Here is a 26,617-nt window from a genome sequence, read left to right on the forward strand (position 1 = left end):
TAAGGTTTGTAAAAAAACTAACAAAAATGTGTAAATTCCTAGTTTTTTGAGCATAGCTGTTGGCTAACATGAAAAAAGAGGGGACAATTAGATATAGAGCCAGCGAATTCCCCCACGAAATCATCACCAGGAATTTTTGCTCAATATATAGTGGATATTGTGTCCATAGGCTGCATGATTTGAGGAGCCAACATGTTTTGCCAGAAGAAATGGGAAATCCGGAAATTGCCAATTGCAAAAGCTTTATAGGCTTGTTGCTGTTGTAGGATCTGCCTTAGATTCACAAAAAGTTATTCCTCATCCTGTAATTGATGTTTTAGCTTAATTGCCAGCTAATTTCATACTTAGGGAAAATTTTGGCTGACAAAAAATAGAAAAAATTGAGTGTATTTGAAGAGTTATTAACTCTCACATTACAGCACTGCGTTAAACACCCAAATATTTAAAATCCATGAAAAATATCTCAGATAAACTTTTGAATTGTTGACTTGACCTTGGAGGGACTAGTGTTAATTGGTGTATTTAAATTCTAGTATTAACAATTACACATTATTTGAATTAAAATTGGCGAAATTCACATGGAACATATTTCACATTTGCCCACAAAAGTCCGAGACAAAACAGCATACCCAGATATATTAGTCATATCTAGTTTATTTCTCCCACGAAAAACAGTAATTGGAGAATATATCTATAATCGCTGTCTTCAAGACCCAGAAAGAGTGGTTGTATTAGCAGCAGGTTGTTCAGGAGATCAAGTATTTGATCAAGAGCAAAAGTTTTCTGTATATCGCTGGATAAACCTGAGATACTGGCTGGGGAATTTTATCGGCAATTTGTTGCAGCCTACTTGCAATTTAATTTGCTCGTTTGTGCTAGCTATTAAACTATATTTTCGTTATCACTACCGTTATATAGAGTGGGGACACAGCTACGAGTTTCCTGCACTGTTGTTATTGAGCTATATATTACCTATACGCTTTTTTATTTATTTGCATGGTAGCGATATTATTGAGATTTTACATAATCCTGTTGGGCGATCGCTCTTTAAATGGACTTTAGCTCGCGCCGCAGGTATTGTCTGTAATAGCTATGTTACACAAGATTATCTGAGGAATTCTTTGCGCTTGGCAACTCCTACCCATGTGATTCAACCAGTGGTGAGACCGGAAAAGTTTGGTGTAGGTCAAAATCTAACAACTCTTGATGATTTACGCCAAAGGGTGCGTGAAACATATAATATTCCCCAAACAGCACTAGTTATTCTTTCGGTAGGTAGGCTAGTCAAGCAGAAAAGCTTTGAGCGGGTGATTGAGAACTTACCACTGCTGTTAACTATTGGCATTGATGTCCACTATATAATTTGTGGACAGGGGCCCTGTGAACCTGCATTACAATCTTTAGCACAGCGTTTGCGAGTAGACCAACGGGTACATTTTGTTGGCTATGTACCTGATCGGGAATTAGCTGGCTACTATGCAGCTTGTGATATCTTTGCCATGTTAACTTTGTTAGACACAGCGGTTAATCGTGTACAGGGCTTTGGTGTGGTCTACTTAGAAGCGAGTTATTTCGGTAAACCAGTAATTGCCTCTCGTTTAAGCTCCATCATTGATATAATTCGCCATGAAGAAAATGGCATTCTGGTGAATCCCAAATCTGGCTACGAAGTTTTTCAAGCTTTCCAGCGATTGTGTCAAGACCAGCAGTTACGAGAACAACTAGGTCGCAAAGGTAAAGAATTGGCCAGGCGTAAAACCTTGCATAGATCGCTATACAGATCTGAACCTCTCCCCAACGGTTTGTTGAATTAACCACCACCGACAATGGTGACTATTTCTAAGCGATCGCCTGGCTGCACTTGTGTCTGTGACCAATATTGGCGATGTAAAATTTCACCGTTATACTCCACCGCCACCAAACGAGGATTAAAACCTAACTCTTGCAGTAAATCTGGTAATAAAGTTGGCGACAAGCAGCTACGACTTTCTCCATTGACCTGGACGATAATCTGGTTAGACATAAGCTGTCTTTATGTATGCTGAGGAAAAAATTCTGGTTCGGGTTTGACACGATTCAGTTGGGAAAGAAAATATTGTGTGACTAAAGTCGGCTGTTCGGCTTGAATCAACGCTCTTACCACCGCTACACGTTCTGCGCCCGCATCAATCACATCATTGATATTATTTGCATCTATCCCCCCAATGGCAAACCAAGGAATGGAACTATTTTGAGCAGCATATTTGACGTATTCTAAGCCAGCAGCAGGTTTATTTGCTTTAGTAGGCGTTTCATAAACTGGCCCGACGCCAATATAATCTGCACCCTCAAGAATGGCTTTTTGCATTTCTTCAGAATTTGTCGTAGATCTGCCAATTAAGCGTTGGGGCCCTAGCAATTGTCTAGCCGTGTCAATAGGCATATCTTGTTGTCCCAAATGTACCCCATCGGCATCCACTGCCAAAGCCATATCTACGCGGTCATTGATGATAAATAGGGCCCCATAGGTCTGACATAGTTGCCGTAATTTCATCGCTTGTTCTAAACGCAACGTGTCATCAGCAGTTTTATCGCGGTATTGCACCAGGGTTAATCCACCTTTAAGGGCAGCTTCTACAGTTGTTAACAAACTTTCTGAGGGAGAAGTGACCAGATATAAGTGCGATCGCCACAGCAGTTGATGACGTTGGTAACCCATTAAACTACTTTCTAGGGTATAAACCCGATAACGCATCTGCTTAAAAGCTTTGCCCATATTCGGGTGATACAGTTTGCCATATTCTTCTAGCACTCTCAGTGCTTCTTGGACACGACAAAAATTTGCTTGTAATAGCGATCTAATACTAGAACGTTGTTCTTCCTGGGGATGGGTTAACTCTGTACCTGGATCACCTGGTGTATCCCGTGCTGCCCGTAGTTCAGCAGTATGCCAGTGAGCCAACTCTTGTCGCAAATACTTGCATTCCCCAAGTAACTGAGCATTATTTAACCCAAAACGACACCACTCTTCGATAATTCGTAAGCCTTCACGAGCGCGGTCTAGATTGGCATCTAAAATGCGGTAAACAACTTGCTGTATTTGTGCTTTTTGGCTGTATGGCTCGACCATGACAACAACCCTATTAGTGCTTTCGTTAAATGACGTAATATCAACACTTTTAGACATTTTGATTAAAAATTTCTAGTACGGCAATATGAAAAAAAAGTAGAGGTTGACTACGAATTTATACATAATTAGCTTACAGCGTAAGCTGACAATGGTTTAGGGACGATTTTATAATATATCTTAAACTGGACAAAAACCATATATGTGAGAGCGTAACTTAATAACAAACAAAATTTCTATTTTTGTTTGGCGTTAACTGAACAAGTTTAAATAAACATCTACTTAATTATTTATGATGAAAAAAATTCAATTTTACAGCCTCAAATAATAGCAAGAGTCCCAAGTATTCCTTCATCAAACCGCAATAGCATATCTAACCGATTTTCATCTAGTCATACCTTTAGTGATTAATCGTTAACAAACTCAATTTGTCTGCAAAACATAATTAAGTATGAAATTATCGAGGATGTTATTTGAGTGTTTAAAAATGATGATAAACTAGATTAAGTGTCAGTATGCAGCGGGTTTTATACAGATGAGGTATAGATTTATCTATAATTACGGTACTCTACTCAATTGAGAACTGCTGTATCTATCTTCCTATAAATTCAACAGACTGTCTCAATTATTTATTAAACACATTTAAAGCACATCTAATTTTCAATGAGCGAAAAAAGCGAAAGTTACAAAGTTATTAGTGACAACCGTCAAGCCCGTTATTTGTATGAAATCCTGGAAACTTATGAAGCCGGAGTTGAGTTAACAGGAACAGAAGTGAAGTCAATCCGTGCAGGTCGAGTCAATCTCCAAGATGGTTATGCTTTGATTCGCGACGGCGAAGCATGGCTGATTAACGTCCACATCTCTCCCTATAACGCCAGTGGACAGTACTTTAATCATGAACCGCGCCGCACGCGTAAGCTGTTACTGCATCGCCAAGAAATCCGTAAGTTAATTGGCACAGTAGAACAACAGGGTTTAACCTTAGTACCTTTGAAGATGTACCTCAAAAGAGGCTGGGTAAAAGTAAGTATAGCTCTGGGTAAAGGTAAAAAGCTCCACGACAAGAGAGAATCTCTCAAACGACGCCAAGATCAACGGGATATTCAAAGGGCGATGAAAAATTATTAAGTTTGACTATAACTATGACGTAAAGATCCCCCTAAAAACTCAACAAAGGCACAAGTGAATAAAAAATCGTATACCTTCAGTGTGAGTTAAAACAAAACCTAGTTTATAGCCGTAGATTGATTTGATTAGCCTGGGGAATCGATACAGTGGTGGGTAATGTTAGAAACTATCAGGAAAGTTTTATCATGACACGTAACTTAACCAAAGCAATTGGTGCTGGCGTTCTCACTTTAAGTATGGCAATTTTGCCTTTAACTCTACCTGTAAAAGCCCAGGTAACTGAACCCGGAGTGCAAACTACACCAAGGACTACAGTTATAGAAGAAGATGATGGTTTTGATTGGGGTTGGTTAGGGTTAATTGGTCTATTTGGTCTAGCTGGTTTAGCAGGTAAAAATCGTACCGATGAACCAACCCGTTATCGCGATCCTAGTGCTCCTGGCGCTACCACATACAGGGACTAATAGCAGCTTGAGATTTGAGATGTAAAGGCTTTATCAAGAGATTTTTGTGATCAAGAGGCTTCAGTTGTCAGTTGTATTTCTTCTGACGACCGACAACTGAGACTTGTTTATTTTAGTTGACTGTAGGTTCTGAGTTGAGTGAACTCACTGGTTGAGTAATAGGTGTCCAGTAGCTAGCAATCAAGGCTATCATCAGCCACCATAGGCTATTAACTTCAGGGCGAAACCAAATAGTATCTACAGTACCGTGAGCTAACATTCCAGCTACAGCGGCAACTGCTCCAATTAACCAGAATCCTTCGACACTTCTAGATTGGCGCAGTCTTTGCATTTGCACAAAAGCATTATGAAAAGTGACAATGATTAACCACAGAAAACAGGCCAAGCCAAGCAAGCCAGTTTCTACAGCAATCTCTAAAAAAACTGAATAGGCACTCAAAGCAGTGTAACGAGGGCGTTGATAAAGTGGGTAGATTTGATTAAAAGCATTATGACCAGGACCAATGCCGATCATCGGGCGATCGCGAATCATTTCAAAGACAGCATCCCACACATTGAGGCGAAAATTATTACTACTATCGCCTCGATTGGCAAAAATACTCAAAACGCGCAAACGTACTGGTTCGACAAAGATCACAGCTAGTACAAGTAACCCAATCATCCCACCTAAAACAATTGGCAACGACCAAGTGCGCCAAAAAGTAGGTAATTGCACGCTCCACCAATAAATTAGCAAAGCGATCGCAGTTAATATACCCACGACTAGAGCAATCCAGCCGCCACGGCTAAAAGTTAGAACCAAACAAGCCGCATTCACAATCAACATAGTTAAGGCTAAAGCTTTTTTGAGGGGGCTTTGCCATGCAAAAATTGCCACTAGGCTTAAAACTACCGCTGGTACCAAATATCCCGCTAATAAGTTAGGATTACCCAAATAACTATAGACCCTAGTTGTCTTAGCTAGAGGAGATAGTGGGTCTACCCAGGTTGCCAATGCTGTGGCTCCAAAAAACCATTGCCGTAACCCGTATACACTCACAATCAACGCTACATGCAAGTACAAAGTAATAATCCAAGATCGCAGACGAGGTGATCTCAGCACCCTAGCACAAAGGGCAAACAGCAATAAATAAAGTGTCAAGACTACTAAGTCTTTAAATGCTGCCTGTTTTACCGGTGATAAAGCTGTAGATACTACAGCAATTCCCCAGTAGAGCAACAGCAACAGATGAATAGGGGTAAATAAAGGAACAGCAGATGTTGATTCATCCGATAAAGTCAACAGCAGCCAAAATCCTACACAAGCTACTAATAATACTCCTACTAAACCACTGGATACGAAAGGGGCAAGGGCATACACTAGACTGAGTAAGGCAACCGCGATAGCGTCTCCCCACTGCATCAAGATGCTACTTTGCCGCCAAGAGTGTAACAGCCCTACAAAAAAACGATGTAGGAAGCTGGTAGCAAGATATTGTTTAAGGGGTAAATAGGATAAAGTAAATCTTTGCCAGACTAAATTCATAAAACACGCTGTGATTAATTAGTACGCCCTTAGGGAACTTGGACTTAATCATAATGCGGGTAGTGCAAAAGTAGTAACGTCGATTGGTAATTAATAATTAGTAATTGCCCACTTGTGAATTAGCTCAGTATAATTAATCGCTAACTGTGTCTGAGGCAACAGGTACTTGGAGTGGTAAAGAAAGTACATAGCGGTGTCCTGACTCTGGTGAACCTTGAATGGCAATTTGTCCACCATGTAATTCTGCCAACTGACAGCTAAGCAATAGACCCAAGCTCTCACGAGACATATTACCATGATCATTAGCTAAATCTTGTCCAGAACTCATGGTCAAAATATCTAAGTGAGTATCAGTCATGTTGGATGATTTTTGCATAGTTACTGGTATTCCTGCTTCCTCTTGACTATCGGGGTAAGCGTTGTAGTTACCTGTATCGTCTGTAATTTCACGTAGCGACAAGGAGTTAAGGCGAAAGTAAGGATCAACTTCAGTCATTCCATCTCCCAACCAAGGATGGGATACCCAAATAGTAATATTCAGTGTATTTTCCTTGTAAGAAACATGAATCCGCACAATGCTGCCTGTAGCAGAAACTTGAATCACACTAAAAACTAAGTGATACAGAATTTGCCGCAATTTGTCTTTATCTAGCAGCCAAATGCGACTGTGCCCTGGTTCTATGGATAGGCGAATATCTTGCTCACGACGGTTAGCTGCTTCCTCTAGGGTATTGATAGCTTGTTGACAAAGCATTTCAATATCGACAGGAGCTAAATTCAACACCATCGAGTTTTCGTCTATAGTTCCCAGTTCGTTAATTTCATTAACTAAAGATAATAAGTACCGTCCACTATGTTGAATGATATCTAAATATTCTCTTTGTTTGGTAGTCAATGGCCCATAAATTTCACGTCCTAAAACACTAGCCATACCTAGCACAGATGTTAAAGGTGTACGCAATTCTTGAGTTAATTGCTCCAACAGTTCCAGTTTGACTTGCTTAGTATAAAATGGTTCTTTGGTTAAATTAGATGGAGTAATTTTTAAGTCATTTGTGCGTTCATCATTGAGTGAGGATGTAGCACCGCTATTAGTTTTTTCTGGCTTGTCTGCCAATAGCAATCGGTTACGTTCAAATTCACTCATACACCAACGAGCGATAATTTGTAAAAACTCAATGTCACGAGTGGCAAAGTTACGTGGCACTAAATCCATCACGGCTAATGCACCCAAGCAATTTCCGGAAGCATCAATCAGTGGCGCTCCTAAGTAAGCACGTATACCATAATCCTGGATTAATTTACTAGTAATCAGTACTGAATTGGTGATTTGTTTCGTATCATTTATGACTAGCACTTGCAGGCTTTCTACCACTTGAGTGCAAAAGGATTCTCGGCGTAACAGTTGGCGGTTTTGTGCCAGATGATTCATCAGTCCCAGTCTAGATAAGCCCACAGATGACTTGAACCAATGAAGTTCTTGATCTACAAATCCCAGAATGGAAATTGGCGCTTCTAAAAAATGGGCAGCAGTTTGAGTGGCTTCTTCAAAGACTGGAATCGTTTCTGGTTGCCGCAGACCTAATTCAGACAATGCTTCGAGACGTTGTTGCTCTCGCGCTTCCTGAGAAACCCAACCGTCCTTGAAGCCAAATAATTTGTTTTCAGGCTCTACCATTGCCACTGCTACCTTAATAATTTCTCGATCTTGTAATTGATATAACCACTGTTATTGGGTTATGGTTTTCTATTTTTAAGCATTCCCCAATTTAGCTGCTGATAAACAAGATGGGAAGAGAAATTTTGTAATTCATCCATAAATAGGTTTTGCCGCCTGACAAAGTTAGTTTCAGCGGCGATGAGGGTAATATAACCCTAAAGCTAAAACCAAGAGAAAATTTAACCTGGTTTTTTATTTTGATTTTCCTTGATTTGCATATACGCGTTAATACTATTGCTGTCGTCGGAGAACTTTTGCTAATGGTCTGGTACAAGTTTGAAAAACATATTCCACATGAAATTAATCCAAAATCTCAAATCCTCAATCCCCCAAATTTATCTGTGATGTCAATCCAAAATCTCAAATCTAAAATTATCTGACGCTGTGCTGTATTAACATTATTTGTAGCAAATTAAAAAAATATAGACTAAAATAAGTCAAGTTTATTCGTGATTTTACATAAAAATTGATTATTTGCAATATTGTAGATACCAAAATTTTCTAAATAAAAACAAGTGATTGAAGTAAATCAATATTTTATTAAGACTTTACTATTACTTCATCAGTAAAGCTTGTATGAATAACTAAAAAGTTTGATATTGATCTTTAAGGAAAATTAGTTATGAATATAATGAATAAAATTTCTTTTGTTGACCTAAATTTACAACACCAGCCAATTCAACATCAATTGCAGCAAGCAATCCAGGCGGTATTGGCCCAAGGAGATTTTATTTTAGGGCAAGCACTTGCAGATTTTGAGGGAGCTTTTGCAGCAGCATCCGGTACAAAATATGGCATAGGTGTGGCATCAGGAACCGATGCGATCGCCCTCGGTTTGCAAGCGTGTAATATTGGTGCTGGGGATGAAGTGATTTTACCAGCTAACACCTTTGTAGCCACATTGATTGGAGTTTTGCGTGCTGGGGCCAAGCCCATTTTCGTAGACTGTGATCCGCAAACAGCTTTAATTGATTTAGAAGCAGCAGCCAAAGCAGTGACGCCACAGACAAAAGCGATTATCCCTGTTCATCTGTATGGGCAGATGGTATCACCCCTTCAGCTACTAGATTTTGCTGATACCTATAAACTGCTAATTTTTGAAGATGCAGCCCAAGCACATTTAGCCGAAAGAGAAGGATATCGAGCCGGTTCGGTAGGAATAGCGGCAGCTTTTAGTTTTTATCCCAGCAAGAATTTGGGAGCATTTGGGGATGGCGGGATGCTGCTGACAAAAGATGCAGATGTAGCCCAGAAAATGGTGCGTCTGCGAAATTATGGTGCATCCCAAAAATATGTCCATGTGGAATCAGGAACAAATAGTCGTTTAGATACATTGCAAGCAGCAGTACTGTTAACAAAACTGCCACATTTGCCCCAGTGGAATGGCGATCGCTTACGTATTGCCCAGGAGTATGATCAAGAACTAGCACCCTTAGCAGATGTTGGCATTAGTCCTCTACAAAACCACAGCCACACCGGACATGTTTATCATCTTTATGTGATTAGAGTTGATGATGTTTGTCCCCTAAAACGCCAGCAAATTCAAGATAAACTCACAGCAGTGGGCATTCAAACTGGCATTCACTACCCAATACCATGTCATCTCCAGCCAGCATTCACATATTTAGGCTATCAACCGGGAGACTTTCCCCAAGCAGAAAAGCTCGCACAGCAAATATTGTCGTTACCAATGTACCCCGGTTTAAGCAGTAGCCAAATTCAAGCAGTTGTCGAGGCGATCGCATCAACCCTGAGTAGTGAACAACAACAGTTATTATGTATTTAATTTACAGTTTCACTGTCCATTCCCCATAACTACTTTTAGTAGCACTGTGTGTGAATTGTTAATTGGCAATTATTGAAAATCATGGCACTCCAGCAACAAATAAAAAACAGAAATACAGCCCAGTTGCTCAACATAGCAATTATCGGATTTTTGATGCTGCTCTATGCTCCTGTCTTGCTTCACTGGCTAGATGGTTGGCTCAACAAAAGCATCAGTCTTGAACACGAATATTTTAGTCACGGTATTATTGGTCTACCATTTGCCGCTTACCTAATTTGGTTAAACCGAAAAAAGTGGTATCGTCTCCCAGATACTACTCATCCTTTAGGTGCTGTTTTGCTTTTAGTAGGGGGGGGTTTTTATTTGAGCGGTGTCCCAGAGTGGGTTAATGTTTCCCTACCAACCATAATGGCAGGATTATGTTTATGGTTCAAAGGCATACCCGGCTTCCGATTACAAGCATTTTCTTTACTGCTCATATTTTTAGCCACCCCCACAGCAATACCCTACCTCCTCGTTCCCTACACCTTGCCTCTGCAAAGCTTTATTGCCGGTACAGCAGGTTTTATCCTCAATCAAATGGGCATGGAAGTAGTTGTCGATGAAATAAATATATATGTAGGTGGACGGATTGTAGAAGTAGCCCCTTATTGTGCTGGGTTAAAAATGTTGTTTACTACACTCTACGTCAGCTTGATGCTGCTTTATTGGACAGATTCTTTGTCTTCACGCCGTATTACTCTTTGGTTTTTATCTGGTGGCATAATCATTAGCGTCACCGCTAACATTATTCGCAACACTTTACTGAGCTTCTTTCATGGCACAGGGCGTGAGGCAGCGTTTAAATGGTTACATGACAGTTGGGGTGGTGATCTTTATTCTGCTGGTATGCTGCTATTGTTAGTACCTTTACTGAATTGGATGAATAACTATTTCTTGCCAGAGGCAGAACTTCAGCCAGAACAAGGGACTGACAAATAAAAAAATAATCAAATCCCTGCGGGACGCTACGCGGTAAGCGCAGCTATGCCCGTTAGGGCTTTACGCTTTGGTGAGCAGGAGAAGCAAGAGTCCCCAAGACAAGTAAAGTCCCATGCTGCAAGGTCGATGGAGTTTGCTGATTACGGAGCTTATGGTGTTATTTTATCAGTAAGATTTTGCGTAAATATGGCAATTTTTATTTTTACTAATGATTTCCTTATCTAAGTTCTTCAAAAAAAAGCAATTTACTTATGTGGCAGTACTAGTACTGTTACTGATTCTGTTGGTAGTAGGAGGAGTTCCCGGTTACCTGACAGGACGGTGGCAATGGAAACAACCGCCATCTGTTACCAATCTCAGTCAATTGCGGGAGATACGTAAAACCGGAATTACCCTTCCCGGTTGGCAAACAGTTGAACAAGCAGAACAACAAGTCAGCACCGGCAGATGGTCAATCCAAATTTTGCAAAAAATAGACTCGCCAAGCCGGGCAATACTACTATTGCATCCCCAAAATGGCCCAATGGATCAACCCGAAGTAGAGTGGACTGATATTAATAGCTGGGGAAAGTTGCGTTGGGGAAGATGGGATATTGCTCAATCTCGCTCGGCTGAATTTGCTGTCAAACGACCCTCCAATTCAGATGCAAATAGTGAAGCTAAAGTAACAGCTAGGTTTTTTCGAGTTGTCACCGCCCAAGAAACTTTTGCTGTCTTGCAATGGTATGCCACACCTAATGGTGGAAATCCATCACCTTGGCGTTGGTTTCTAGCAGACCAATTAGCACAATGGCAAAGGAATCGCGTCCCTTGGGTTAGTGTCAGCATCATGATGCCGATGGAACCTCTAGGACAAGTGGAAACTACTTGGCCCTCAGCACAGTCTTTAGGTGAAACAGTACAAGCTACATTGATGGACGGCCCTTTATCATAAATCCGCCATTACCCTTGCAGATGTAGATATATAGCGAATCTCAGCGATGGTAAATATGACCTCAAATTGAGAAGTGAGTTAGAGTATGCAGTACAAAGTTAAAAGCGGCACAATAAGAGAAGACATAAAAAATATTTTCAACGTAAAATAACCCCTCAGGGTTACTCATCTAGATTCAGCTTTATTATGTTTCCGGTTTGCATATGCGTGCATCATTTATTGCCCTGTCTTTTGTGAGTTTTCAGGTAGGGATTTTCTTCATAACCTTTATCCAGCCTGTTGTCGCTCAACCTGTATCATCTCCAGAAAAATTATTAGGGCAATTACCCTCGCTGCCATCAGGTACGGTGGAAGTACAACCACCACTGCAACCTCCTGGGCCACCATTAGGTGCTGAAAGCGTTAGTGACGAACTTTCTCCCCAACTCAACCGCTATCTTTTAGGCCCAGGAGATGGCATTAGCGTGATCTTTCAGCGTCCTCCTGGCCCCTACCGCTTGGGCCCAGGAGATGCAATTAGCGTTGTGGTTCAGCGTTTCCCTGATTTGAGTTTTCAATCCTCAATTAATCCTGAAGGCAATATTATCGTGCCACTGCTGGGTACCGTATCGCTACAAGGTTTAACCTTGGAGGAAGCCCAAGAAAAAATTCGGATATTGCTAAATCGTTTTGTTATTGACCCCATAATAGTTTTATCTTTAACAGGGCAACGTCCAGATTCTAGTTTTCAAGCCCAAATTAATCCAGAAGGTAATATTGTCGTTCCCCAAGTAGGAACAGTGTCGCTACAAGGTTTAAGTTTAGAAGAAGCCCAAGAAAAAATTCGCTTGAGTTTAAGTAAGGTTTTGGTAGACCCCAATTTGGTCGTGTCACTAACTTCACCACGACCAGTTCAAGTCACCATTAGCGGTGAAGTGTTTCGACCCGGTATTTATCCTGTTACTTCGGCAACACCCCGTGTCGCTGATGCTTTATTCATCGCTGGTGGTTCAACCATGACCGCCGACCTGCGGCAAGTACAAGTCCGAAGGAGGTTGACAGATGGTTCTGTGATTTCACAAACTATCGACTTGTATGCAGTATTGCAAAATGACGGCTCTTTGCCTAGTTTACGCTTACAAGACGGAGATGCAATAGTGGTACCCCGCCGGGAAATCGGTGCTGATGACGGTTACGATCGCAATTTAGTCGCTCGTTCTTCTTTGGCTGTACCACAAATTCGAGTCCGGGTTTTAAACTATTCTGCTTCAGGCATTGTCACTCAAGCACTGCCTAATGGGAGTAATTTTGTTGATGTTTTGGCAGGGATTAATTTGGATAGTGCTAACCTACGGGACGTGGCTTTAGTGCGTTTCGATGCCGAACAAGGTAGAGCAGTTACCCAAAACCTAGATGCCAGAAAAGCACTGGCTGGTGATGCTTCACAAAATGTGCCGCTGCAAGATAATGATGTAATTGTAGTAGGTCGGAATTTGATTGGTAGAATTACTAATTTTCTAGGTACTATTACTCAACCGTTCTTCAATATTCGGACTTTTCTTAATTTCTTTGATAACTTTGGCGGCGGCTCAAGATAGTTTTGTGTTTTCAACCCAGACACTACAAAACTTTCCCGCCTGTTCCACACCATAACACTGACAATACTCAAAACTGTTTATCGATGCTTCTGCCATGACCCCACCAATTGTTAAGCGCTATCTTATTGCTTTTGATAAATACAAATGGATTGGATTAGCTAGTTTTGCTTTAGTTGTAGCGGGGTCAACTGTGGTGGCTACACAGCCAGAACCACCACCCAGCTACGTAGCCGATGGCGCACTAACCTACACTCGTCCACCAGTTTCCTTTTCTACGACTGGGAGTGAAATTCAGCAACAAGGACAAGAATTAAGTCGGCAAGTGTTGCTATCAGACCAGATAATTGAAGCTGTGTCTACAAAAGTCAACGTCAAACCATCAACTATTGGTCAAAATATCGCCTTGCGTCTACCAGATAGAAGCAGACCTGGAGAAGCGCAATCCACAATCATTGAATTGAAATATCAGGACACTGATCGTCAGCGAGCGCAATTGATCGTCCAAGAATTAATGCAAGCCATGATCAGGTTAAGTGGCGATATTAATACTGGGCGATTGAAAGCCATTATTGAAAAAATTAATGAGCGTTTACCGCAAGCTAAATCGGAACTCGAAGCAGCGGAACAAAAGCTTGAACAATACGATCGCCGAGAACGTCCGGCAATCTTGGCGGCGGAAAATGGTAGTTTGCTAGGTGCAGTGACAAATAGCCAAAATCAGCAACGGTTAATTCAACTAACTGTGGCCGGGATTGATGCCCAAACTCGCAGTTTGCAAGACAAGTTGGGTTTAAATGCTAGTCAAGCTTATGTGTCGTCGGCTTTGAGTGCCGATCCTATTTTGGCCAACTTGCGATCGCAAATTTACCAAGCTGAATCTCAAATAACTTTACTCGGTAAAGATTTACGACCTGAACATCCCACAATGATTCAATTGCAGCGTCAAAAAGAATCTGTGGAAGAATTACTGCAACAACGGGCAGCCGAAGTGGTTGGAGGTGGTGGTACCACGGCTCCTTTGCCGGGAAATATTACAGGGATTCGTGCCCAAAGCAATTTAGACCCAGCCCGACAACAGTTAGCCTACCAGTTGGTGGCTTTAGAAACTCAACGCGAGACACTCGAACAACAATTAGCTCAACAAATTAGAGAAGAAGAGCGCTTGCGCCAGGAGTATTCCCAAATACCCAACAAGCAATTAGAGCGATCGCGTTTAGAACAGGAAGTAGGACTGAGAAAAGCCGTTTATGACCAAATGCAGGTGAAATTAACCGATGCTAGAACCGCAGAAGCTGAAACAGTTAGTAGCTTAACAGTTGCCAGGGTGCCCAATGTGGTCACCAATACTGCTAATGCTCGGAGCGTTCCCCTAACTTTGGGTGTGGGAAGTTTCTTAGGTTTGCTGATTGGCGGTGGCGTTGTATTTTTATTGGGGTCATTGGAAGGTACTTTCAAAACCAAGGAGGATATCCGCAACAGTCTCCGCCAACGGGAAGTTGCTCTGCTGGGAGAAATACCTTTAATGCCTGTGGATGATTTAGACAAAGAAGCCGTACCTGTGCTATATTCCCCAGATTCTCCTTATTTGGAGTTTTATGAGAAGTTTCGTAGTAATGTGCGGCGGCTAGGTGGGAAAAACTTGAAGGTACTGTTGATTACTAGTACTAGTAGTCAAGAAGGTAAAACTGTCAGTGCTTATAACTTGGGTATAGCCTCAGCCCGTGCAGGGAAACGTACCTTGATTATCGAAACCGATTTGCGATCGCCTTCGCGTGCGGCATCATTAAATATTTCTCCAGACACGGGGGCCAGCCTAGAACCCCTACGCTATTACGCCAATTTAAACGAATGTATCCGCTTAGTCCCAGATGTAGAAAATTTATACATTATTCCCAGTCCTGGCCCTGTGCGACAGTCGGCTGCTGTGATTGAATCCAGCGAAATGCGGAAGCTCATGGAAGATGTCCGGGAACGCTTTGATTTCGTGATTTTAGATACTAATCCCCTCAGTTTATCTAATGATCCGTTGTTAATTCAACCCTACAGCGATGCCATAGTACTAGTGGCGCGGCCAAATCATACCGAAGAAAATATGTTGGCAGAAGCTATTGATCAATTAGTTGAATTTGAATTAGGTTTATTAGGTACTATCATCAACGGTGCTGATATTATTGTTACCTCACCTCAAACTAATTCAGTTGAGGAACAACCACCAATCGTTGAGGAAGTGTCAGCTAGCGCCAGCAGAAATTAATCCAGCAGAGGTGAGGGAGCAAAGGAGTAAAATCTCTTGATTGCTACCCCTGCTCACCAAAGCGCGATTGATTATTTTTTTTATGTGTTAGTTAGTCGCGCCTGAATAACCCAAATAATGGGGCAAGAATTACCCCAAACACAAAACCGCCGATATGTGCCCAGTAAGCAACTCCACCCGTTTCTACACTCATATTGGCAGCAGCTTGCAGGCTGGCAAGACCAGATATAACATTTTGGATCACGAAAATGCCGATCAGAATCATGGCAGGAATCCTGATTGTGGTGACGAAAAAGCCCAAAAAAGCTAAGGACAAAATTCTTGATTGCGGAAAACGGATAATATATGCACCCAGCACCCCAGCAATTGCCCCACTAGCCCCTAAAGACGGAATAGTTGAATCCGTGTTAATAAACCACTGGCACAAGGCGGCTAAAGCACCACAAGCTAGATAAAATATTAGATATTTGACATGGCCTAAACGGTCTTCAATATTGTTACCAAAGACCCAAAGAAAAACCATATTTGAGATTAAGTGCCACCAACCACCATGTAAGAATTGCGACGTAAATAAAGTTGGCCATTCCTGGGCAAAGTTATTAGTTAATTCTTGTGGTATTAACGCATACATTCGGAAGAATTGATCTAATTCTGCACTTGACAGACTCACTTCATGAAGAAAAACTATAATATTCATCCCAATCAACCCGTAAGTTAGATACGGTGTGATTCGCGTCGGGTTTTCATCATAGAGGGGAAACACAGGTGCTTTTCCTAATTATCAATATTTGCAATATACCCTGTGTTGTTAACATGTGTGAATTTAGGCTGATCAAAAGCCTCTAACAGTTTGACTTTCTCCCTGATACTCAGAGGTATCAGGGAGAAAGCATTAGAGGCCTTAGTGCAATGGATGCGATACCCTAACCGTATTGAGATTCTTCCGCGGATTTATCACTAAATAAACCCAGCAATGGCCCCAGAACTGCACCAAACAGAAAACCACCTGCATGGGCCCAGTAGGCAATACCGCCACCTTCCATACCAATATTGGTAGGTGCTTCTAGACTCACAAGCCCGTAAAAAGCTTGTTGAATAAACCATAATCCTAAGAAAAAATACGCCGGAACGCGAAATGTGGGGAAGAAAAATCCTAAAGGTACTACACCCAAAATTTCGACATTGGGAAAACGCAGAATATATGCTCCCATCACACCTGCGATCGCCCCACTTGCTCCTAAAGATGGAATATTAGAGTTTTGGGCAAAGAACCACTGGGCTAAAGAGGCTAAGACACCACAAGATAAATAGAACAGTAAATATTTGGCACGGCCTAATTTCTCTTCTACATTGTTACCAAATACCCAGAGAAACAACATGTTGCCGGCTAGGTGCAAAAAACCGCCATGTAAGAATTGTGCAGTAATCAATGTTGCCCATTCTGGTACTGGCTGATTGACAGAAACGCCAGCAAAACTTAATGAAAGTTCTCGTGGGACGACAGCTGCCAGATGTAAAAACCCATTTAATGCCTGGGGAGGAAGACTAGCTTCATAAAGAAAAGCCAAAACATTGGCAGCAATTAATCCATAAGTCACATAAGGAGTGATTTTTGTAGGATTATCATCTTTAATTGGAACCACTGGTATTTTCCTGATGTTCGAGCAACTAGTCTCAGATTACGGAATTTTGTCAGTATTTTCTTCTACCTGTGGTCTAAAATTATGATGTTTACCAAAAAAAACAAGCCCTTCTGACGATTAGCGTTGAAGGGCAGACTTATGTCAACAAAAGCACCTCAATTGTTGGCAAAATTAGGTGAAGTCCGAAATAATAATAAATTTTTACTTTTACCTTTGTTTTTGCGTTGAACCATAGTCAAATAGTTATCAGCGTAGCGAAATGCTGATTCACAATCATACGCAGCAATAGCCACGGCTTGTAAGAAAACTTTTATGGGAACTTCAAAACCGGAAAGTTGTTGGGTTAAAATTAACAGTTCTTTATCAGTTGCCGGAAAAGCAGTCTCTTCTGACCATTCTGGTTCGTTAAAGATATCTTCAATTAACGCTCTGGACATTTTGTACCTCCCCAAACGCTAAAGATGCAAAACCTACGATAAAATTTAGTTGCTGTTCGCGAGTCTGTAAGTTGACTGGAAGTTCAGTATCAGAGCATCCGATTTCTTTTAAAATCTCTAGACAATAAGTACTGATTTGAACATGCGAAGCTTGCTCCCATTCATGAGCAACTTCTTTGGCCATTTCCAGATTGAATCGGATCACCGTATTGGCAGGGCTATTCATCTATGCACCCTAGTAAACTGGATAATTGCAGTTTTGATCAGAAGTACAAGTTAGCGTAACCGTATTTTTGCGGGATTTATGAAGATGGGACAAGCAAGTGTCAGCGCATTTGCGTAAAGGTTACTCTAGCAATCTTGCTGAAGGAATTCCAAATCACAGAATAGCTCCTTGTCTAAAGACCACTACAGAAGTCCTTTTAATTACAAAAGCTGAATAATTTATTACAGGGAAATCCCTTACCTAAGTTTTTCAATTCCTAGTTAAGAAAATGTTTCAGAATATTTTTATCTCTGCAACACATAGCATAATTATTAAGCCTGAAATTTTTCCGGTGTTTTTACTTATAATTAATTAAAGATTTTCAGATACGTTAACACCCATCATTTTTGCAGGAATGATAATACCGTAATAGCCAGCAGCGATCGCAGCTATGGGATTGAGCCAAATATTATTTCTAAAAAGTGGCAGAGAGTATCTCCAGAATTGTTGAGATTTCATCATATAAATACCAGCTTTAAAATTTGGACGACATTATTTGTCGTCGTTATTTTCACCTTTTTGTTTGTGACGAACGAAGTATTTTTGTTATTTTCCCCATTACAGGGTATACAGCAAATCGGCAAAGCCGTAGAAACTAATGAAAAGCAATAAGAGTGCTGTGAGTCGGGTGACTTTTGTTTGAGGTGAAGGGGCGATCGCTTCTCGTACTAGGATAGAAATGGATGCTCCCACTACAAGGCTTAAACCTAATACTAAATAAGGTCTATCGGGTAATATAATCGCTACTATCAGCATAGCGATCGCTACCATAAGCATCAATAACTCTACAAACCTAGGCGGGTTGTATTGGCTAGCTAATATAAAGCTGTTTAACCAGAAATTCCACAATCTCATAATTCATTACTGAGTGCTGTAAAGCTATATGGGCATAGCTGCGCTGAGAGCATAGGGGGTTTAGCTTGTGCTGAGTCATGAAAGAGTTATTCACAACTCAACACTTCTTGCTTTTAATTTCTTGCTCCTAACTTTTGTCCTGTACCATTTTTTTGTGCAGTGTCATCGTCTGGTAGTTCTACACCAAAAATCCGTGCAAAGGCTTTCTCTACTTTGTAGCCAGAATCAATGGACTCTAAGGGGTCTTTCCGCAATCTGTGACGCAGACATAATGTAATTACACGCCTGATATCATCAACAGTCACTTCCGTGCGCCCTTCAAATGCTGTTAATGCTTTGGCAGCGCGGTTAGTGACAATATCACCACGCAAACCGTCTACATCCAGTTCTGAACAAACTTCCGAAATTTTGACCCGTTGGTCGTATTCAATTTTAACTTCTGGCAACAAATTCTGCGCGTTGACGATTTTTTGTTGCAGAGCTTCTTGCTGGGACTGGTAATTTTCCAAAAAATGTGGAGGATTTTGGTCAAATTCCGACCTTTGTTCCACAATTTGCACCCGCAAAGCTGGTTCTTTAACTGTATGAATTTCTGCGTGCATCCCAAAACGGTCTAATAGTTGGGGACGCAATTCACCTTCTTCGGGGTTACCAGAACCTACAAGCACAAAACGTGCTGGGTGACGAATAGAAATACCTTCCCGTTCTACGGTGTTCCAGCCACTGGCAGCAGAGTCGAGTAACACATCTACTAGGTGGTCATCTAGCAAGTTGACTTCATCTACGTAGAGGATGCCCCGGTTAGCCTTAGCCAGTAGCCCCGGTTCAAAGGCTTTGACGCCTTCAGATAAAGCTTTCTCGATGTCGATAGTACCGCAAACCCGGTCTTCTGTCGCTCCTAATGGCAAGTCTACCATTTGCACTTTTTTATGAGCTACAGGAATTTCCGCCCCTTGTTCTACCATTTGGCGGACTTCATCGCTCATCACATCGGGGTCGTTGGGGTCACTGTTAAAGGGGTCATTGGCAACCACAGGGATTTCTGGCAGCAAATCAGCCAAGGCTCGAATAGTTGTGGATTTGCCGGTACCGCGATCGCCCATAATCATTACACCACCGATTTTGGGATCAATCACGTTCAACAGCAGTGCCAGTTTCATTTCTTCCTGGCCCACAATTGCTGTAAATGGAAATACCACGCGACGCGCACTTGCCGTGGATTGAGCAGTTGGAGTCACTAAATTACCTTAACAATATTTTTCTGATTACAATTTTTTATTGTGCCACAGTTAGGGAATGGAAGAACGAGAAATGGAAGGTTATACCATTTTGGATTTGGCGAAAAGTTGAGCTAGTGCGTTAGCAGGGTTCCCCGACTTGTAGTAGATAGCCTGCAACATGTCGAATTTTTGTAATTATTTCCTTACCTAAAACAGATGAACAAATAAAATATCAGCCTAACAGCTTACCTACGCTGACCGCGTTATTTTGAGTGCATAGCAAAATTAATTTAACAACCCTTTATCGATGAACCAAAACCTCAGTGTTACTCCCACCCCAGAGGAAATCACTCATGAAAATCCTGTTATTGCTAAACCGCTGCTATCCATGAAGCGACTAATTGTCCTCTTCTGGGAAATGCTACTGGCACTGCCTTTGGGTTTAGCGTTATTTCAATTACACGTCGGTGGATTTGCTTGGATATTTGGCGGAATTGCGGCTGGTGTTATGGTTCTGCAAGGATGTCGAATTTTTTATCAATACTCTCCCCCACCAAACCGCACTGCCAGAAAGGTGGGTATGGCGTTAGTGGGTTTGTCTGTGGGCGTGTCAAGCAGCAGTAGTAATTTCACTGTTCTAGCCTCTGGTATTCCTATATTTATTTTTCTCACTTTATTTTTGCTGCTATGTGGTAGCTGCATTGGCTATATTTACTCTCGCCTGAGTCAAACCAATTTATTAACTTCCTTGCTGGCTACTGTTCCCGGTGGTGTGGGCGTAATGGCATCTATTGCTGCCGATTATGATAGAAATGTCTCTTTAGTCGCCCTGGTGCAGGCAATTCGTGTCACCACTGTAGTTTTGCTGATTCCTTTAATTGCTCGGACATCAGTGTCAGTTGATCATGTACTGATTCCACAAACATTGCCTGTGACAGATATATTCCTGAATTTTAATATATCTCAATTAGGATTACTATTGTTAGCCCTTCTAACCACCGTATTCGTAGTGTATCTGGCTGCATTGTGCAAAATTCCTGCTGCCGAGTTTTGTGGGGCATTATTAGTTGGTATAGCTTTTAATCCTGTGTTACATTGGCTACCTATCTGGGGTCACGTTAACTTGGACTCGCCATTATTCATCAAATTATTGGGTCAACTACTGCTAGGAATTACCATTGGAGAGTATTGGGGAGATAATCCCAACTTAGATAGAAAAGCTATAGGTTATGCTTTTGTGTCTGTGGGTATGACTCTTGTAGCCGGTGCTGCTGCCGCTATTCTGGCTATGCAATTAACCTCTTGGGACTGGTTAACTTGTCTTTTAGTCACAGCACCAGGAGGAGCGCCAGAAATGATACTAGTGTCGCTAGCATTAAATCATAATGTAGAAATTGTCACAGCGGGTCATTTAGTGCGACTTATCGCTATTAATAGTTCCTTACCACTGTGGATATTTTTATTTCGCCATCTTGATAGTCAGTTATCGGAACCTGTTTAGTAAGTCAGGGAAGAGGGGTGAGGATACGTCAACAAATACACTAGGATATACTGAAATCCCAGCTTGTGGAGAAACTGTAACTTGATAGGGGAGTGTCAAGGCCTACTTTTTTCGTGACTCCTCCAACTCCTCACAATTAATGGAACAGACTACTAGATACTAGTTAACTGCTCTACACGCTGGTAAATCGCCAGAAGATTTAACCGCAGATCATTACTCAGGCGACGTTCAATAATTGTCACTGGCATAGTCAATTTAGGCCAGACTTGGATTGTGTAACAGAGAATAGTCCCGACGTCCTCACCTAGAGAATATGGTTCTAGGCACCAACTACCAGAAAAGCCTTTAAAATCCCCTTCCACCATAGAAAAATTAATTTCTTTGGGGAAGCATTCTTCCAAATCCAAAACTACACGCGCACAAAAGTTGAACTTGAGTAGGCGTTGAGAGCCTATTTGTTCGAGTCGAATACCACCGTGAGGATGCTCCAGGCGACAACTCTTCGCCAAGTTGGGAATGAACTCAGGTAAGGCTTCATAATCTGTCAGCACCTTCCAGATTTGTTCAACAGGACGAGGAATTTGAACTTTAGCAGTAATTTGCCGTTGTCGCTCCGCTATTTTCTCAATTTGGACTGCCACATCCGGTAAACCAACTGCATCAGCAGCCAAGTTGTTTTCGAGGCTGATGTCATCGCTAGCAGCTTGAAAGTCAAAATTCTCTATGGTGTTGTTTTGTTCAGTCACTTTCGGCATATGGTTTGCTTACATCAGAAAATTGAGGCAAAGTCAGAGTGAAACAAACTTCACTCAATGGGGAATCTGAGATTTGTGTACTCTCAACAGCGATCGCCCCATGCAAGTGCTGGACTAAAGATTTGACTAAAGCCAGTCCCAGTCCAGTGCCTGGATGCCAACGCCCTTTACCACGACGGAATTTGTCGAAAATATAGGTTGCTTCCTCTTCGGAAATGGCACGTCCTATGTTAGTCACCTTAATAATAACTTGATCAACTTGTTCTTCTACTCGGTGAAACGCTTGCAAGTGGACAGCGCTGTCATGCTCCGAATATGTATAAGCATTATTTAATAATTCTTGGAGAATGCGGTCAAAACTTTCTAGTTCGGTTTGTAGTGTTAACGATTCTGTCGGTAAATCTACGGTAATGCTCAAACCTTTATTTACTAACCTTTTCTCAAAAGCTATGCCCAATTCTTGAATTTTATTATTTAAATTAATTGTTTCTAACTGCGGTGCTTCTTGCTCCGACTCTAGTTTTTGTAAGGTCAGTAAGTCATTAATTAAGTTGATTTCCTTGGTACATTCTTGCTCCAAGATATCTAAGTATCTAGCCTGGCGCTCTGGTGCTATTCCTGGCAGACGTAAATTTTTAATTGACATCAGCATATTTGTCAGCGGGTAGCGCAGGCGATCGCTCATGTTGCTCAAAAATTCGTCTTTGAGTTCATTGAGTTCCCGCAACTGCTCGACGTATTGCCGTGTTCTTTCATGCAGTTTTGCTTGCAGTTCCAGACTGCTTTTTAATTTGGCAGTCCGCTCATCTACTACAGTCTGAACTTGGCGTAATGTCTGTGATTGAATGATGGCATTACTTACCTGGGCGCAAACCATCTCCACAAGATTTAATTCTGCTAGTTGCCAATTACGGGGTACTGCTTGTTGTAGCACTAAGAATCCCAGGATTTTGCCTTGGTTCTCTAATGGCATTAACAGCACTGTAGGTAAAAATTCAATGGCAAATAATGGAGCAACTGTCCAATTCTCTGGAATTTCTGTATAGTCATTGATCAGCACTGGTTTGCTGGAGTCAATAAATACGCGTTGGCACAAACCACAATCTGCAAGCAAGAATGACTGATTTAAAGCATCTTGTTTATGAGTTTGGGTACTGGGTATTCCTCGATTCCATTCACCCGCAACAGTGGCTTTGGCTTTGGGAATTTGTTTTTTAGATTGAATTCTAAATAGTGGATCTGTGTATTTTAAGAGTATAAGTAAACCCCGATCTACCTGTAACGACTCGGCAGTTGAGGCGATCGCTAACTGGAGCATCTGATTTAACTCCAAGTTAGTCCGACTTAATATAGTTAATTGCTTGATCAAGCTTTGATGATGGTTAGTCTTTTGAAGAGACTGGTTTTGAGTAGCGATTAACTGTGCTTGTAGCACTTGAGAAAAGGCGATGGCGCAAGACGGCTCTACTTGTTTGAGCAAACGTTTTTCCGACTCATTCCAATCGTAAGGCTGGAAATGAATCAGACAAACCACACCGTTATTTTTTCCCCCAAACCGCGTGGGGATTGCCAAAACAGCTTTAATTGGTAATGGTAGATATTGACATCCAACGACTAAACTATTTTGAATAGTCGAAATGTCCTCAATTGTTAACGGTTCAGCAGCACATTGTACTACTGGCAAGTCCATCATTAATTGTTCTATGGAGAACATCTCACTAGGGTAGGGCATCCCCAGATACTCTTGGGAACACCAATTAGCAACAGTCGCCTCACCTCCACCTTCGTTGGTAACTGTCACTAAACAGCAACAATCTACTTTAAAGGTAACTCCTAGTAATTGAGCAATTTCTTCTAGCATCAATGCCGTAATCGAACTGTCGGCAATGATGTGGTTAATTGTTTGCGCTAGCTGGTGGACTGCTTCTTCCTGATGCTGCATCAGCTTAACTGGGTATGATTGTAATCGCTCTAGGTCATCTGGGGACTGTAGTGGCAATGATAAACGCTTTTTCATTCCTGGCACGCTCTTGGATAATTACCCCATGTTTTCTGCACCCAATCTCTTGGCATATTCTTCACTGTTAGTTACGTTGCTACACCCTGATAGTGAGTTACCCATCTCTGATTAAGACTTTCTCTCACCTGTTATAGCCCCTTTCTCTTTCAGATGACCAAGTTGCTGATATATTTAACTGATGTCTACATAAGTACTAAAATATTTAGAATATACTAAGATGTTTCATCTAAGTACTACTTAGATGTTTGTGCAGACTTAATAAACTAACTTGCAACTAGGATACTTTGTCTGTAAACTATCCATAAACCGTAATTTCTCCTGAATTGGAACTATAACTCTCGAATAATAACCGTATTATTACTGGTTCATTTTTTAGGAATAAGTACTGGATTTTACAAAAAAATAACACAATTAACAAACTTTATCTTAGACTGCCGAAAATTTAAATACTCTGAGGACAGAGATCAGGGAAAAGCTGTGACGATTTCTGGATCTTGGCAGCAAGAGACTCAGTTGATACTTCAATTTAACTTTTATTTTCGATAATTTCGATCATTTATTGATCTGTTGAACTTATTCCTTGCCTTGGTCAACTTTTGTGACGATGAATGCCAAAAACAACACAACTTTATTCATAATTTATCATCTAAGTAGGTATTTTTTAATGTTAAAATTTATACAATTTATCTATGCCAGACATCATAATAAATTGATAAATTGGCGATGCAACCCAGTTGAATGATTAACTGAGCTGCATCCACCAGAATACAAGTTAACCAGCTAAACTTTCGATACACAGAGGAACCATATCGCCATTCCTCGTGAGTCCTAATAACATTGGTTGTTGGGGTTGAATTAACTGACCTGTGAGTACACAACGTTCTTCTTGCTGGGCTATGGCAGCTATACTAGCTCGGATGTCGGCTCGCGAAAATCGGGGTTTCCACTCACCTGATTTTTGTTGGACATAATTCCACAGGATATCTCGAATCAAGGCTTGATATCCCTGATTGCCAGCTATTTCTTTAAGTTTATCTTTAAGTTCCCGCTCCAGGCGAATGCTGGTAACTTCCATGTCTGTGGTTGGGGTGCGAGTGATTGTATGCATTACTTTTTCTCCTTAAATGTGTAGACAGGATGGTAATACAAGTGTAGTATGTTTAAAGGAATGTTCAATAGGTGAAATTTTCTGTGAAATCCGTTTACCCCATCTCTACTTTCTTGTGTGCCACCAATTGTCGAGCCAGTTGGGAATCAGTCACTGTGGAAGTGGAGTATTTATTTATGGGTGATAGTAATCGAGAGCATCGGCAAATCACAGAGGGTAATGATGATTTTAGATATATCGGCATTAGTGTGCTGAGTGGACAACTAAAAATAAATAAAAACAGCAGGGGATACAGACTGAGTAATACTGTACCGACATAAGACCAGAAAGTTTTTCGGTCAAATTTTAACCCCTGCTTCATCCCAATAAGAAGCGGGGGTTTTTGATAAGGAGCGCAGTTGTGAGCAGATATTCAATACGCTATCCCAAAGCAATACAACTTTTAGAGCCATTTTGTAGTGGTGCTTGCTCAAAATTACTTACCACTGTTTCAGCGTATCCCCTGGATGAAGTAACGGGGATTTTGCCAGCAGGGAAAATGTGCAAGCAAACCTGGAATCACAGGAGAGCATAAGGAATGCTGAAATTAACTTATACCGAAGGAAGCTTTTATTTAGAGTGTCTTAATCACTCCTTAGAACAATGGGTAGCGCAGCGAGTGGTTTTGGCAATGCGTGTAGGCTACAGCCTGGGCGTTGAACCTAGCACGGCTTCCTTTTTGCTTCCTGTTGATTTACCAGGAGTAGATTTGCTTCAGGCTGAGATAAAACAATACGATAGTGAAATTATTGCCCTGTGTGCCTGTGATACTGAGTACATAGAAGTCACCTTACGCGGTTCGTGGTTATCAGAGAATTCTGAAACTGCTTTGGGTGTGTTTGTTACGACTATTAGCGATGCGCCTAATAACAATAGTTATCTTTCTATAAACGGTGACCTTTTGCAAATGGGAGCATCTGTACCTAAGTCTTCACGCATTGAGTTATTTTTGCATCAACTTTGGCAAGAAGCACAAGTTTGTGCGTCTGTGATGAGGGAGTAACAAATGTAGATAATTAGACCAGTCTCTATCTAGCGATTGATTTTATTGTCAAGACAATTAAAATAAACTTCATTCCTCAGGTCGATACGAGCATTAGTCATTTCCCAGTAAAAGTGTAAAAGATGGAATTGACTGGCGGAATATTTTTGGACAACGCAAGAATTATTTAGGCATTTGCAATTTGATGATTCGAGGCGGAAATACAAAAAATATTCTTCACTATTTCATAGTTTAAAGTAATTAAACATAGAGGCACAATTGATAATTTAATCCTGTTGTTTAATTTAATTAAA

The 26,617-nt window shown here is 41.2% G+C and carries 24 protein-coding genes and 1 pseudogene; 11 read left to right on the top strand and 14 right to left on the bottom strand.

Going from position 1 to position 26,617, the window contains the following annotated elements; genetic code table 11:
* The first annotated feature begins 578 nt into the window (after positions 1-578).
* On the top strand, positions 579-1,814 hold the full coding sequence (locus tag ACM0OT_RS18770; RefSeq protein ID WP_414565925.1) for a glycosyltransferase family 4 protein: 1,236 nt from the start codon (positions 579-581) through the stop codon (positions 1,812-1,814).
* Here ACM0OT_RS18770 and thiS read toward each other — a convergent pair.
* Entirely contained in the window at positions 1,811-2,023 is a 213-nt protein-coding gene (gene thiS / locus ACM0OT_RS18775; protein ID WP_414565926.1) for a sulfur carrier protein ThiS, read from the bottom strand. The two genes, ACM0OT_RS18770 and thiS, sit on opposite strands and share 4 nt — an antisense overlap.
* A gap of 9 nt (positions 2,024-2,032) precedes the next feature.
* The gene (locus ACM0OT_RS18780) at positions 2,033-3,166 is read right to left on the bottom strand and encodes a thiamine phosphate synthase (protein ID WP_414565927.1); all 1,134 of its coding nucleotides are present in this window, start codon (positions 3,164-3,166) and stop codon (positions 2,033-2,035) included.
* A 603-nt stretch (positions 3,167-3,769) separates the two neighbouring features.
* Here ACM0OT_RS18780 and smpB point away from each other — a divergent pair.
* Positions 3,770-4,237, top strand: a complete 468-nt coding sequence (smpB, locus tag ACM0OT_RS18785; RefSeq protein WP_414541118.1) for an SsrA-binding protein SmpB — start codon at positions 3,770-3,772, stop codon at positions 4,235-4,237.
* A gap of 185 nt (positions 4,238-4,422) precedes the next feature.
* Positions 4,423-4,701: a WGxxGxxG family protein gene (locus ACM0OT_RS18790; RefSeq protein ID WP_414565928.1), complete on the top strand. Its 279-nt coding sequence runs from the start codon at positions 4,423-4,425 to the stop codon at positions 4,699-4,701.
* A 112-nt stretch (positions 4,702-4,813) separates the two neighbouring features.
* On the opposite strand, the gene ACM0OT_RS18795 is transcribed toward ACM0OT_RS18790, so the two are convergent.
* Positions 4,814-6,226 carry an IctB family putative bicarbonate transporter gene (locus ACM0OT_RS18795; RefSeq protein ID WP_414565929.1) on the bottom strand — a complete coding sequence of 471 codons (1,413 nt, stop codon included), beginning with the start codon at positions 6,224-6,226 and terminating at the stop codon, positions 4,814-4,816.
* Positions 6,227-6,359: 133 nt separating this feature from the next.
* Positions 6,360-7,904, bottom strand: coding sequence for a histidine kinase dimerization/phospho-acceptor domain-containing protein (locus ACM0OT_RS18800; RefSeq protein WP_414565930.1), 1,545 nt, complete (start codon positions 7,902-7,904; stop codon positions 6,360-6,362).
* A gap of 673 nt (positions 7,905-8,577) precedes the next feature.
* On the opposite strand from ACM0OT_RS18800, the gene ACM0OT_RS18805 reads away from it, so the two are divergent.
* The 5 genes from ACM0OT_RS18805 to ACM0OT_RS18825 all read left to right on the top strand — a co-directional run bounded on the left by ACM0OT_RS18805 (position 8,578) and on the right by ACM0OT_RS18825 (position 15,478).
* On the top strand, positions 8,578-9,732 hold the full coding sequence (locus ACM0OT_RS18805; RefSeq protein ID WP_414565931.1) for a DegT/DnrJ/EryC1/StrS family aminotransferase: 1,155 nt from the start codon (positions 8,578-8,580) through the stop codon (positions 9,730-9,732).
* A gap of 81 nt (positions 9,733-9,813) precedes the next feature.
* Positions 9,814-10,713 (top strand): cyanoexosortase B, encoded by a 900-nt coding sequence (gene crtB / locus ACM0OT_RS18810; protein WP_414565932.1) that lies wholly within the window; start codon positions 9,814-9,816, stop codon positions 10,711-10,713.
* Between the two features lie 208 nt (positions 10,714-10,921).
* On the top strand, positions 10,922-11,647 hold the full coding sequence (locus tag ACM0OT_RS18815) for a cyanoexosortase B system-associated protein (RefSeq protein ID WP_414565933.1): 726 nt from the start codon (positions 10,922-10,924) through the stop codon (positions 11,645-11,647).
* Between the two features lie 203 nt (positions 11,648-11,850).
* Entirely contained in the window at positions 11,851-13,224 is a 1,374-nt protein-coding gene (locus ACM0OT_RS18820) for a polysaccharide biosynthesis/export family protein (protein ID WP_414565934.1), read from the top strand.
* 94 nt (positions 13,225-13,318) lie between these two features.
* On the top strand, positions 13,319-15,478 hold the full coding sequence (locus ACM0OT_RS18825; protein WP_414565935.1) for a GumC family protein: 2,160 nt from the start codon (positions 13,319-13,321) through the stop codon (positions 15,476-15,478).
* 91 nt (positions 15,479-15,569) lie between these two features.
* Here the strand turns inward: ACM0OT_RS18825 and ACM0OT_RS18830 are convergent, their stop codons facing one another.
* The 7 genes and pseudogenes from ACM0OT_RS18830 to bchI all read right to left on the bottom strand — a co-directional run bounded on the left by ACM0OT_RS18830 (position 15,570) and on the right by bchI (position 19,916).
* On the bottom strand, positions 15,570-16,241 hold the full coding sequence (locus ACM0OT_RS18830; protein WP_414565936.1) for a rhomboid family intramembrane serine protease: 672 nt from the start codon (positions 16,239-16,241) through the stop codon (positions 15,570-15,572).
* Between the two features lie 160 nt (positions 16,242-16,401).
* Positions 16,402-17,121, bottom strand: coding sequence for a rhomboid family intramembrane serine protease (locus ACM0OT_RS18835; protein WP_414565937.1), 720 nt, complete (start codon positions 17,119-17,121; stop codon positions 16,402-16,404).
* 155 nt (positions 17,122-17,276) lie between these two features.
* Positions 17,277-17,558, bottom strand: a complete 282-nt coding sequence (locus ACM0OT_RS18840; RefSeq protein WP_414565938.1) for a hypothetical protein — start codon at positions 17,556-17,558, stop codon at positions 17,277-17,279.
* Positions 17,539-17,784 (bottom strand): hypothetical protein, encoded by a 246-nt coding sequence (locus ACM0OT_RS18845; RefSeq protein ID WP_414565939.1) that lies wholly within the window; start codon positions 17,782-17,784, stop codon positions 17,539-17,541. Before ACM0OT_RS18845 ends, ACM0OT_RS18840 begins: the two co-directional genes overlap by 20 nt.
* Positions 17,785-18,135: 351 nt before the next feature.
* Positions 18,136-18,252, bottom strand: a pseudogene (locus ACM0OT_RS18850) (DUF4383 domain-containing protein); the annotation flags it as partial.
* A gap of 129 nt (positions 18,253-18,381) precedes the next feature.
* Positions 18,382-18,678, bottom strand: a complete 297-nt coding sequence (locus ACM0OT_RS18855; protein ID WP_414565940.1) for a hypothetical protein — start codon at positions 18,676-18,678, stop codon at positions 18,382-18,384.
* Between the two features lie 113 nt (positions 18,679-18,791).
* Positions 18,792-19,916, bottom strand: coding sequence for a magnesium chelatase ATPase subunit I (bchI, locus tag ACM0OT_RS18860; protein ID WP_414565941.1), 1,125 nt, complete (start codon positions 19,914-19,916; stop codon positions 18,792-18,794).
* A gap of 289 nt (positions 19,917-20,205) precedes the next feature.
* Between bchI and ACM0OT_RS18865 the strand changes: the two genes are divergently transcribed.
* Positions 20,206-21,399 carry an AbrB family transcriptional regulator gene (locus ACM0OT_RS18865; RefSeq protein ID WP_414565942.1) on the top strand — a complete coding sequence of 398 codons (1,194 nt, stop codon included), beginning with the start codon at positions 20,206-20,208 and terminating at the stop codon, positions 21,397-21,399.
* 152 nt (positions 21,400-21,551) lie between these two features.
* Here the strand turns inward: ACM0OT_RS18865 and ACM0OT_RS18870 are convergent, their stop codons facing one another.
* The 3 genes from ACM0OT_RS18870 to ACM0OT_RS18880 all read right to left on the bottom strand — a co-directional run bounded on the left by ACM0OT_RS18870 (position 21,552) and on the right by ACM0OT_RS18880 (position 25,282).
* Positions 21,552-22,145 (bottom strand): SRPBCC family protein, encoded by a 594-nt coding sequence (locus tag ACM0OT_RS18870; RefSeq protein WP_414565978.1) that lies wholly within the window; start codon positions 22,143-22,145, stop codon positions 21,552-21,554.
* Positions 22,138-24,171 carry a GAF domain-containing protein gene (locus ACM0OT_RS18875; RefSeq protein WP_414565943.1) on the bottom strand — a complete coding sequence of 678 codons (2,034 nt, stop codon included), beginning with the start codon at positions 24,169-24,171 and terminating at the stop codon, positions 22,138-22,140. Before ACM0OT_RS18875 ends, ACM0OT_RS18870 begins: the two co-directional genes overlap by 8 nt.
* Positions 24,172-24,946: 775 nt before the next feature.
* Positions 24,947-25,282 carry a hypothetical protein gene (locus ACM0OT_RS18880; RefSeq protein ID WP_414565944.1) on the bottom strand — a complete coding sequence of 112 codons (336 nt, stop codon included), beginning with the start codon at positions 25,280-25,282 and terminating at the stop codon, positions 24,947-24,949.
* Between the two features lie 83 nt (positions 25,283-25,365).
* On the opposite strand from ACM0OT_RS18880, the gene ACM0OT_RS18885 reads away from it, so the two are divergent.
* Both ACM0OT_RS18885 and ACM0OT_RS18890 read left to right on the top strand, forming a co-directional pair.
* The gene (locus tag ACM0OT_RS18885; protein WP_414565945.1) at positions 25,366-25,602 is read left to right on the top strand and encodes a hypothetical protein; all 237 of its coding nucleotides are present in this window, start codon (positions 25,366-25,368) and stop codon (positions 25,600-25,602) included.
* Positions 25,603-25,859: 257 nt separating this feature from the next.
* Entirely contained in the window at positions 25,860-26,324 is a 465-nt protein-coding gene (locus ACM0OT_RS18890) for an alr0857 family protein (protein WP_414565946.1), read from the top strand.
* Positions 26,325-26,617 lie beyond the last annotated feature (293 nt).

Source organism: Anabaena sp. CCY 9613 (assembly GCF_963920895.1).
Lineage (GTDB): Bacteria > Cyanobacteriota > Cyanobacteriia > Cyanobacteriales > Nostocaceae > Cyanocohniella.

Coding starts and splice junctions, on each gene's coding strand:
- ACM0OT_RS18815 (WP_414565933.1), top strand. CDS start 10,922: ATGATTTCCTTATCTAAGTTCTTCAAAAAAAAGCAATTTACTTATGTG.
- ACM0OT_RS18795 (WP_414565929.1), bottom strand. CDS start 6,226: ATGAATTTAGTCTGGCAAAGATTTACTTTATCCTATTTACCCCTTAAA.
- ACM0OT_RS18780 (WP_414565927.1), bottom strand. CDS start 3,166: ATGTCTAAAAGTGTTGATATTACGTCATTTAACGAAAGCACTAATAGG.
- ACM0OT_RS18825 (WP_414565935.1), top strand. CDS start 13,319: ATGACCCCACCAATTGTTAAGCGCTATCTTATTGCTTTTGATAAATAC.
- ACM0OT_RS18880 (WP_414565944.1), bottom strand. CDS start 25,282: ATGCATACAATCACTCGCACCCCAACCACAGACATGGAAGTTACCAGC.
- ACM0OT_RS18840 (WP_414565938.1), bottom strand. CDS start 17,558: ATGTCCAGAGCGTTAATTGAAGATATCTTTAACGAACCAGAATGGTCA.
- ACM0OT_RS18790 (WP_414565928.1), top strand. CDS start 4,423: ATGACACGTAACTTAACCAAAGCAATTGGTGCTGGCGTTCTCACTTTA.
- ACM0OT_RS18890 (WP_414565946.1), top strand. CDS start 25,860: ATGCTGAAATTAACTTATACCGAAGGAAGCTTTTATTTAGAGTGTCTT.
- ACM0OT_RS18770 (WP_414565925.1), top strand. CDS start 579: ATGGAACATATTTCACATTTGCCCACAAAAGTCCGAGACAAAACAGCA.
- smpB (WP_414541118.1), top strand. CDS start 3,770: ATGAGCGAAAAAAGCGAAAGTTACAAAGTTATTAGTGACAACCGTCAA.
- crtB (WP_414565932.1), top strand. CDS start 9,814: ATGGCACTCCAGCAACAAATAAAAAACAGAAATACAGCCCAGTTGCTC.
- ACM0OT_RS18875 (WP_414565943.1), bottom strand. CDS start 24,171: ATGAAAAAGCGTTTATCATTGCCACTACAGTCCCCAGATGACCTAGAG.
- ACM0OT_RS18865 (WP_414565942.1), top strand. CDS start 20,206: ATGAACCAAAACCTCAGTGTTACTCCCACCCCAGAGGAAATCACTCAT.
- ACM0OT_RS18800 (WP_414565930.1), bottom strand. CDS start 7,904: ATGGTAGAGCCTGAAAACAAATTATTTGGCTTCAAGGACGGTTGGGTT.
- ACM0OT_RS18820 (WP_414565934.1), top strand. CDS start 11,851: ATGCGTGCATCATTTATTGCCCTGTCTTTTGTGAGTTTTCAGGTAGGG.
- ACM0OT_RS18805 (WP_414565931.1), top strand. CDS start 8,578: ATGAATAAAATTTCTTTTGTTGACCTAAATTTACAACACCAGCCAATT.
- thiS (WP_414565926.1), bottom strand. CDS start 2,023: ATGTCTAACCAGATTATCGTCCAGGTCAATGGAGAAAGTCGTAGCTGC.
- ACM0OT_RS18855 (WP_414565940.1), bottom strand. CDS start 18,678: ATGAGATTGTGGAATTTCTGGTTAAACAGCTTTATATTAGCTAGCCAA.
- ACM0OT_RS18845 (WP_414565939.1), bottom strand. CDS start 17,784: ATGAATAGCCCTGCCAATACGGTGATCCGATTCAATCTGGAAATGGCC.